The following is an 8,044-nucleotide window of genomic DNA, read 5'->3' on the forward strand; positions in this document are numbered from 1 at the left end:
CGGTCCTCCTGTACCCATTGAACCGCCTGTATGCTCAGCAGTAAAATCGGCTTTGTTGTCAATATCTTTCCAACCCAGCGTCCCCGTATCAAGACGGTTTTTATCTTTGTCCGCAGTGGAAGCAATCACCGCACCATCAAGTTGAGTGTGCTCTTTGACGCTGACATCAAAGCCACCTTTGCCGGCAAAAATACCGGTTTGCTCTTTCACACTGTCGTAGTTGCTGTGTATCTTGTCTTTACTGGCACTGATATTGATGTTTGGTGTACCACCTAGCGTGTAACCGCCACCGACGCTGACTTCTTGCTGTTTGGCATCATAGCGGTCACTGTCTTGCTCACTTTGTAAGGTGAGGTCACGACCGACATTGACGGTGACTTGCTCACCGCTGACCTGTGCGCCTTTGAGGGTGGTGTCCTGTCCGCTGTTTAAGGTGAGTTTATGGCCGGCATCCAGCGTGGTTTCGGTGTGGGTATGGCCATTGCCTTTTTCATGGCCTTTGCCTTGGTTGACGGAGGCTGAGATACTGACTCCATAGCCACCTTCACCCATGCCCACACCAACGCCGACACTGCTGCCTTTGCTACTGTTTTGGCTGGTAGTTTGCTCGGAATTTTGGGCAGAAACCAGGTTGATATCTTGCGTGGCAGACAGTGACAAGTCTTTTCCGGCTTTGAGTTCACTGCCGGCGACCGTGATATTGCCGCTGTCTGGGTTGCTGTTTTGTTTTTACCGGTTGCGGTAATCGATAGATTTTGTCCGGCATTTAAGGTACTGCCTTGCGACTGGTAGCTGTCGGTATGAGTTTCGCTTTTCGACGATTGGCATTAGTGCTCAGTTGTAAGACAAAAAGCTAGACAGCTAAAGAAGAAGGGGGTAAAACCAGACAATATACAGTGGGTTACTTGCCGAACAGGGGGAAACCTAACCCTAGCCCACAACTAACATTCAGCGGTAATTGGTTGAGTAAATTAGGGTTTACAGCGGGGAGTCAATTTACCCTGACTCGCCAAGCCGGACAGTTGATCATCCAGCTGGCTGAGAGTAAATAAAATTTTTAAGGAGAACCCTTTATCGAGATTTTCCTTATTTCATAAAGCATCATTAAGTTTCTTAAACCATTGCAAGACTGTTAGCCAATCTTCTGAGGGGCTGTAATATCCATTATGTTCATATAAAAAAACTTTCTGGTAACTCTTGACCTAACTCCACTATATCTGACAGTTCTTTTTTTAAGCTAAGGATGGATTCAGGCGTTTCTTTTTTTATAAAGTTATTTAAAACCTCTATGTCACTCGACGCTTCACAGCACCAGTCCTGATGGAAGTAACATCCTAATAAATAATTAATTTTTCCATATTCATAATATTCTCTACATTATTTAGGATAAGCAGTTTGGATACGATAACCATTTGGCATCAATGGATCTTTATCTATCACAATCACTATTTTATTTGAATCAACAGACTTTATTTGTCCCTTATGCATAACCCAGCCTATATTTGCAGAAGATTCATAATTCAAGATTATTCGGGTATCACTACCGGACATGAAAGCAGATATTTTATTTTGATTAGCTGCTATACCGTTTGCTATTGCCCAATCGGCTGTTTTCATATCCGTAAATGTTGACGAAGCAAGAACTCTTGGCTCAGTTTTAAAGCGTGCTAACAATTGAGCGTCTGTTTTACCAACATGCCTCCTGATTGCATGCCCCCTAGATTTTCATGGAAGATTAATGTTGAGCCTGTCTCTGCTGGAACATTGGTATTCTTGGATGCAGCGCCTTTAGCATCATATGTATTTTTCCCATCAAACTGATTATTTGGATGCTTAAGATCTGTAACTTTCCCTGTATCTTTAATACTATATTGCCCCGTTCCTTTATCCCATTCAGGCAACAACTTAAGCGATGGTGTAACAGCTTCATTTGGTCTGAGCAGCACAATCCTTGGTTTAGTAGTGAATTTCGAAGCCCAAATACCCCCTGATGACATCAGTGCGCCCTGAACAGCAGTACCTACTCCATCCAAAATATGACCATCTTCAATTTGTCGGACACCTTTACCTATATGGTAAGCTCCAGCCAGTTCCATAATATACTGAGCAGATTTACCCGGAGCACCGGGCATAAATATCAGTGCAGGCTCTGCTATATCATTATTGCTCTTATGATAACCATAAGTATTTAAAACTCTCTGAGCTTGTTTGAATAACTTCTCTTCTTCTGATTGGGATCTTGTCCATAGCAGTGCAGCCAGAGGCCCTTCATTGTCCCAGGCTTTTCCGCGTTCCCGGTCTGCTCAGGCGTTTTTAGCATCCGTATTTCCGGCATAAGGAAAGCCTTTTCCCTGAAGCAACGTGGTATCTCCGTCTTTTAATATGGAAATAAGCAGTTTATTAGCAGTATCTTCACCATATAATTTTGTATTTTCATAGGTATACATCAAAAGTTCAGCTTGGAACTGACTTTGCTGTTCCGGAGTGAGAGAGGATGGATCTTTACGATACTGAGCCAGAAGCTCATCACTTACCTAATCTCTTATTTCATAGTTAACAAGGCGTTGAGCATTCTCTTTTGTATATTGATCCTGAGCCAGAGCCTCTCGGTCCTGTTCCAGTTCGCCTCGTGATATCCCCCCCAAAAAGTTATTCTCAACAACAACACTTTCCGACACAACTTCCATTGTTATATCCAGTTTTTCCCTGTGCTTTCCTGCATTTATAAGTGGTTTTGACTGGTGTTTCCTGATGCTGTCAACTTTTTGCCCCGACGTACCTTTTTCCGTCGTGCATACTACCTCTCCGAGCTAATTCACTTGAGCACCCACAAGAATGCGAAAAACGCATCAAATCAATAAAAGCAACGCAAAAGGTATTTTTTACAAAATTCAAAATAATACTCTGAAATTATGCGTAGTCTGAAAATAACGACCACGAACAATTGGTATTATCTCTTACCCCCTTTGGTGATGAAACTTTTCACCAGCCGAACAGGATAGCTGATTAGCCTGCCATTAGATGATATTTAAGTAGCTATAAGTTTTTATGACAGCAATTCTAATTTAGTTTCATTTAACACCGATATAAATACATCTAATGGAAACTTCATTTCTACAGATTCTTGCAATAACCTACTATCGGGAAAAAATTCCACTTCAACTAGATTAGGACCTTTATCCACATTAATTTGGCAGAGTATCTGTCCTTTATACGATATTTCTGCTGTTAGTTCTTCATATCGAGAATCACTAAAAAAATCAACACTGAAATCACTTTTCATACATACTACCTTTTTGGATCTAAGAAACCTGAGAATGAACCATCTGAGTTATAACGGATACCTTTACCATTAGGTAATCGATATTCGACACCACCACGCGAGAGATCTGTTCTAACTGTTCCTTTATTATTCAATACTTCATTGACAAAGTTACTTGCCGCTTCATTTTTCTGAGCAGTATTTCCTTTCAATGGTTCAAATACTCCTCCAGGCCTACCTGCGTGCTTTTCCCATGCACGGGCTGCTGCAGATAACCCTTGATTATTAATAGGTTTATTAGCCGAAGATGTTAAATCTTCTTTTCTGAATTTATTATCAAAATTTTGAGTTTGGTTTTGTTGATTACGACCATTTTCTTCATCATCTGGCTCCCAACCACCAGGTGCACCAGAACTGCTGCCACCTAACTCACTTTTTTGTTCGGTTGCTAATCCTTTACCAATATTAGGTTTTGAAGAATCATTATTACCTGATGAATGGCTATCAGCCAAAATACCACTTACATTTAATTCCCGTCCTTGAGAATTATTCGATGCAGTAATGTTTTTTGTACCATCTGCATTAAGGGCAGCCTGGAAAACCCCCTCTTTAGAATAAACAAAAATAAATTCATCAACAAATTGGACAATATCACCTCGGAGGATCTGGCTCCCCGCACCACCGTTATCCATAATATAGACTGTATTACCATTTTGATCCTTAGCTTCCCTTGCTCCCAGGACAAATGCCTGACCAAATCCCGCTTGTTTAGCCAGAGATTCCATCGTAACAGGCGGCTGGTTTACAGTCAGGGCGTTTCTTTCCCAGAGAATATCAAATTGTTTTTGCTGTTCCGGTGATAAAGCCGCTTTTACCTCAACAATATTTACTTCACCTTCGCCATTAATAAAATCATTGATAGATCTACCAATATTTTTTAATGCGTTATCCAGTGCTAAAGCCATTTCTTTGTTTGCATCGGCATCATTTATACCCGGAAAACTGATTGGCATAGGAACAGAGCCTGCTGGGGTCATAACAAATGCTACTGCATTATTCTCAACCGCATTCTTCCCTGCCTGCGCGGCAGTGACTACACCAGCCATATCACCGGTAGTCAGTCCTCCTGCAAGACCAGAGGCCAACTGACTCAATGCACTGACTTGCTGTTTCTCCTTCTCACTTAAATCAGAAACCTTCTTACCCTCAAAGAGCGTATTCAGGATAAACTGAGCCGATAACTCACCACCACCAGCACCTAATCCTCCTGCGGTGGCAGATTGGTTATTTAGCTCAGCGACCACAGCGCCTAACACCGCATGTGCCATGGCATTTACGGCTTTATTATCTTCGCCAACCTGTTGTTTTATCAACGTTGCTAAGTAAGGAGAAGAGGCATTTGCCAATGCTCCTGCTAAGCCTTGCAGTAATCCTGTAACTACTTGAATCTGTCTTTATTTTTACCTGTTGCGGTAATCGACAGATTTTGTCCGGCATTTAAGGTGCTACCTTGAGATTGGCGGCTGTCGGTGTGGGTTTCGCTTTTCGACGATTGGCATTAGTGCTCAGTTGTAAGGCAAAAAGCTAGACAGCTAAAGAAGAAGGAGGAAAACCAGACAATATACAGTGGGTCACTTGCCGAAACGCGGAAAATCCAACTACAGCCCCAACTGATAACTAGCTGTAAGCGCATGAATAAACAGGAATTTTTTTGTGATGAACATTATACCTTTATCCGCCAAGCTGGACAGTTGATTATCGACCCTGTAAATAATTCTGTGTATTTGCCTTTCATTAAATGTGACCGTCTAGGCGGTCACCAAACTCAATAATAAAACGACTCATCGCTTGTTTCCAGTTTTGAATTGGCATACTCCATTTTTTAGAGGCTGATTCGATGGCGAGATAAATCACTTTTCTGACTGAATCATCAGTTGGGAAGACTTTTCGCTTCTTAATGGCATGACGAATTACACTATTGAGTGATTCTATCGCATTTGTCGTGTAAATCGCTTTGCGGATATCATCGGGATAAGCAAAAAACGTATTTAAATTCTCCCAATGCGCATACCAGCTTTTACTGATTTGTGGGTATTTTTCATCCCAAACAAGGGCAAACTTTTCCAGTGCTATCAGGGCGGAAGCCTCTGTGGCGGCACGATACACCATTTTTAGCCCAGAGGTGACTGCCTTGTAATCCTTCCATGACACATATTTCAGGCTATTTCGCACCATGTATATGATACATAACTGGATTTTGGTTTGCGGATAAACACTATTGATGGCTTCAGGGAAACCTTTTAGTCCATCAACACAAGCGATTAGAATGTCTTGCACACCTCGATTTTTCAGCTCCGTTAAAACTGATAACTAAAATTTTGCCCCCTCATTTTCAGCCATCCACATCCCTAAAAGCTCTTTGTGCCCTTCGGTATTGATGGCTAAAGCAAGGAAAACCGATTTGTTAATCACGCTACCATCATGGCGCACTTTAACCACAATACAGTCAAGATAAACAATGGGATAGAGTGATTCTAATGCACGGTTTTGCCACTCTTGAACTTGCTCTTTTACCGCATCAGTGACTTTAGAAATTAACGTTGGAGAGACGTCTGCATCGTACATTTCTTTGAATGTCGCGACGATTTCACGCGTTGTCATGCCTTTTGCGTAAAGAGAGAGGATTTGGCTATCCATTTGAATAATACGCGTTTGATTTTTCTTAATTAACTGAGGCTCAAAGCTACCTTCGCGGTCACGTGGCGTGCTTAGCTCAAACTCACCATCATCGGTTAACAATGTTTTCGAGGAGTAGCCGTTTCGAGAATTGGAGCCTGATTTAACGGCATTTTTCTCATGCCCTAAATAGTTCGGTTAGCTCGGCATTTAATGCAGTTTCAACGGTTAATTTAGTGAGCATCCGAGTGAACTGATTGAGGTCAGCTTCGGTTTTAATTCCTTTTGCGAACTCAGCCACAAGTGCTTTCAGTTTTTTATCGTCCATAATTTGCCTACTTTTTAGTTTGGGTTAACATATCAAAAGTAGGCAAATACACAATTTAAATTACAGTCTCTGATTATCCGGTCGACTGAGGAGTGAATAAGATTATTAAAGATGATCCCAATATTAAATTGGGATCTTTATAATTTAAATAACAATAAGCTCGCCGCATTCGTCAAATGGAGCTTTTATTTTGTAGTTTCGCGTATAGACATTAACTATATGTCTTAAATAACTGTTTAGATCCCAGTCAGTCGCTTCTACAGTCTCTTCATTTTCATCATATTGATAAACTCGGTTAGGATCATCAGACTCTGTAAGTAAAAAGAAATACTGAGTATAGCTTTCTACTGATATAAATAATGCTTTCTGTTTTCGAAGATTATATGGCTGAACATGTGGGACTTCATCTCTCATTGAATCTTGATATAAGATGTTACCTCTAACCGTCTGACCATATCGATAAAAAACAAGCGGTTCATCGCCAAAAAGGCCACCGCTACAACGACCAATATTAGCTAAAAAATCATACAATTGACCTTCGACTTTGATGTCATATAAACGTTCAATTTTCCCAATTTCTTCATTCGAGTAACCCCGCATATAGCTAGTATCAATCGGTAACTCAGGATATATCGAATGTAGATACTCTATCAGTTCATTGTTCATTACTTATTTTCCCCCGTAGAGCCTTGATAAATTTTCACATTAAGATCTTTATTATTTTCTGCAAAATTTTTACTTGTATAGCCACAACTTACGCACATACCCGGATCTCGATTCGATGTATTTTGTATTGCCATATTTACATCTGCTTTTTGTCCTTTATAAGCATCTTGAATATGATTAAATAACTTTTGTTCTGCATGATTAAAATTTGTTCTCTTCGACTCAATGTTTCCTACACTAGTAAAACTATTCTTATCATCACGAATAACTTTATAAGTAACCCCATCAATATTTACCGTATCAGGAGATTTCCCTGACCAAGATTTGCCACTCACCGAAAGATAATATTCAGTTTTACCATTTACTGTAACTGAAGCAGTAGCATAGCTAACTGCTGCACCATCTTGCTGTAACGGTTTTTTCAAATATTGTTGAGTCGCATTCCTAATAGAATCTAAATTTAAAGCAGGGTCAGTCACCTGTTTCAAGTCGTGAACTTGATAATTACCTAATTTATCACCACCTGTCTGATTAGGTACAGTTTTCGGTGGTACTTGTTCATTTGGTTTTGTTGTCGTCACATTAGGCTTAGTAACTACTGATGATGTATTATTTCCTTTCGAATTTCCATCAATCAATCCGCTTTCATTCAGTACAATCACCGTCGCTAAAATACCTGTTAGCTCTTTGAGGTTCTCTGTTTGTGATGAATGCTTAGCAATTCTATTTTCTAATGCAGGCTCCAGTTTAGATATTGAATCTTTCACCATGTCTTGGCATTGTGCATTACAATCTGGCAAACCTTCCAATGTTTTCAAGCTATCTAAAGCGCTCTTCATATCATTGGTTGATATTCCCCATCTTTCCGCTTGTGATTGAAGTTGCTTATCTAGTGTATCAATATCTTTTTGTAACTGCTTTCTCTCTTCTGGGGTCTTAGTTTTCGCTTGAGCATCAACAAAACTCATAATTTGTTCAGAATGTAAAAAGTTATTCTCAACCGCATTTTTCCCAGCTTGCGAGCCAGTAATTGCACCAGCCATATCACCGGTAGTCAGTCCTCCTGCAAGACCAGAGGCCAACTGACTCAATGCACTGACTTGCTGTTTCTC

The 8,044-nt window shown here is 40.5% G+C and carries 9 protein-coding genes and 3 pseudogenes; 1 reads left to right on the plus strand and 11 read right to left on the minus strand.

Translation table 11 applies throughout. The features are described 5' to 3' along the window. A partial coding sequence (locus DK858_RS05575; RefSeq protein WP_410110863.1) for a hemagglutinin repeat-containing protein occupies positions 1-660 on the minus strand: 660 nt, incomplete at its 3' end. A 233-nt stretch (positions 661-893) separates the two neighbouring features. Between DK858_RS05575 and DK858_RS05580 the strand changes: the two are divergent. Further along, a pseudogene (locus tag DK858_RS05580) lies at positions 894-1,052 on the plus strand (SymE family type I addiction module toxin); the annotation flags it as partial. A gap of 118 nt (positions 1,053-1,170) precedes the next feature. Here DK858_RS05580 and DK858_RS05585 read toward each other — a convergent pair. The 10 genes and pseudogenes from DK858_RS05585 to DK858_RS05630 form a co-directional block, all read right to left on the minus strand. Next, a complete protein-coding gene (locus tag DK858_RS05585; RefSeq protein ID WP_228407191.1) occupies positions 1,171-1,350 on the minus strand; it encodes a contact-dependent growth inhibition system immunity protein in 180 nt (59 codons plus the stop codon). A gap of 27 nt (positions 1,351-1,377) precedes the next feature. Then, a complete protein-coding gene (locus tag DK858_RS05590; RefSeq protein ID WP_109396546.1) occupies positions 1,378-1,674 on the minus strand; it encodes an RNase A-like domain-containing protein in 297 nt (98 codons plus the stop codon). Then, the gene (locus DK858_RS05595) at positions 1,668-2,096 is read right to left on the minus strand and encodes a hypothetical protein (RefSeq protein WP_162556487.1); all 429 of its coding nucleotides are present in this window, start codon (positions 2,094-2,096) and stop codon (positions 1,668-1,670) included. Before DK858_RS05595 ends, DK858_RS05590 begins: the two co-directional genes overlap by 7 nt. 438 nt (positions 2,097-2,534) lie before the next feature. Further along, positions 2,535-2,687, minus strand: a complete 153-nt coding sequence (locus DK858_RS18045) for a hypothetical protein (protein ID WP_162556484.1) — start codon at positions 2,685-2,687, stop codon at positions 2,535-2,537. A gap of 359 nt (positions 2,688-3,046) precedes the next feature. Further along, positions 3,047-3,283 (minus strand): hypothetical protein, encoded by a 237-nt coding sequence (locus DK858_RS05600; RefSeq protein ID WP_109396549.1) that lies wholly within the window; start codon positions 3,281-3,283, stop codon positions 3,047-3,049. A gap of 5 nt (positions 3,284-3,288) precedes the next feature. Next, positions 3,289-4,668: a VENN motif pre-toxin domain-containing protein gene (locus DK858_RS18265; RefSeq protein ID WP_228407189.1), complete on the minus strand. Its 1,380-nt coding sequence runs from the start codon at positions 4,666-4,668 to the stop codon at positions 3,289-3,291. Positions 4,669-4,715: 47 nt separating this feature from the next. After that, positions 4,716-4,817: pseudogene (locus tag DK858_RS05615) on the minus strand (hemagglutinin repeat-containing protein); the annotation flags it as partial. A gap of 239 nt (positions 4,818-5,056) precedes the next feature. After that, positions 5,057-6,266: pseudogene (locus DK858_RS05620) on the minus strand (IS256 family transposase). A gap of 144 nt (positions 6,267-6,410) precedes the next feature. Then, on the minus strand, positions 6,411-6,932 hold the full coding sequence (locus tag DK858_RS05625; RefSeq protein ID WP_109396551.1) for a hypothetical protein: 522 nt from the start codon (positions 6,930-6,932) through the stop codon (positions 6,411-6,413). After that, positions 6,932-8,044 (minus strand): VENN motif pre-toxin domain-containing protein (locus DK858_RS05630; protein WP_162556660.1); only part of this gene is annotated, 1,113 nt, incomplete at its 5' end. The genes DK858_RS05625 and DK858_RS05630, both read right to left, overlap by 1 nt.

Origin of the sequence: Proteus faecis (genome assembly GCF_003144395.1) — a bacterium.
GTDB classification, from domain to species: Bacteria; Pseudomonadota; Gammaproteobacteria; order Enterobacterales; family Enterobacteriaceae; genus Proteus; species Proteus faecis.

What these genes read in the sequence shown, in the direction of transcription:
- DK858_RS05600 (WP_109396549.1), bottom strand. Translation starts at nt 3,283, where the DNA reads ATGAAAAGTGATTTCAGTGTTGATTTTTTTAGTGATTCTCGATATGAA.
- DK858_RS05625 (WP_109396551.1), bottom strand. Translation starts at nt 6,932, where the DNA reads ATGAACAATGAACTGATAGAGTATCTACATTCGATATATCCTGAGTTA.
- DK858_RS05595 (WP_162556487.1), bottom strand. Translation starts at nt 2,096, where the DNA reads ATGGAACTGGCTGGAGCTTACCATATAGGTAAAGGTGTCCGACAAATT.
- DK858_RS18045 (WP_162556484.1), bottom strand. Translation starts at nt 2,687, where the DNA reads ATGGAAGTTGTGTCGGAAAGTGTTGTTGTTGAGAATAACTTTTTGGGG.